Origin of the sequence: Kitasatospora nipponensis (genome assembly GCF_039528135.1) — a bacterium.
Taxonomy (GTDB): domain Bacteria; phylum Actinomycetota; class Actinomycetes; order Streptomycetales; family Streptomycetaceae; genus Kitasatospora; species Kitasatospora nipponensis.
On sequence record NZ_BAAALF010001231.1, the window covers coordinates 1 to 503 of the forward strand.

1 pseudogene is annotated in these 503 nt (G+C 67.4%); it reads right to left on the reverse strand.

Annotated features, from left to right (window positions below):
- Positions 1–503, reverse strand: a pseudogene (locus tag ABD323_RS45810) (lamin tail domain-containing protein); the annotation flags it as partial.

A 503-nucleotide genomic window follows, 5' to 3' on the forward strand; every position in this document is an offset into this window, starting at 1 on the left:
GACGTTCTGCGTGGGGTAGGTCGTGTCGAGGTAGGACTTGAGGGCCTGCGACGCGGGGTTGCGCAGGTTCCACGCATCCTGGGTGGCCCCGGACTTCGCGTGCAGGACGATGAAGACCAGGTCCCGGGTGACACCGTCGAACGTGCCGCGCAACGTGAACTCCACCGGCGGGCGGCCGGCGAAGTTGCTGTTCTGGTTGGCCAGGACGACCTTCGCGCTCACCAGGGTGGCCATGCTGGTGCGCCACACGAGGGCGACCTTCTGCTCGGTGTCACCGAAGTCCGAGTAGTACTGCGCACCGTTCGTCACGATCGGGTCGTTGGCCACGACCCCGGTGTACCCGGGCAGGCCCGCCACGAGCGTGTCGAACGCCGAGGTGCTGACGACCTCGGAGAGGCCCCACACGTCCATGTCGAGGCCCGCCTTGACATCGTGGACGTTCTGCTGCTGAAGCGCCTCGTCGGTCGGGACGAAGTCCGGCGCGCCGAACCACTCGACGTTCC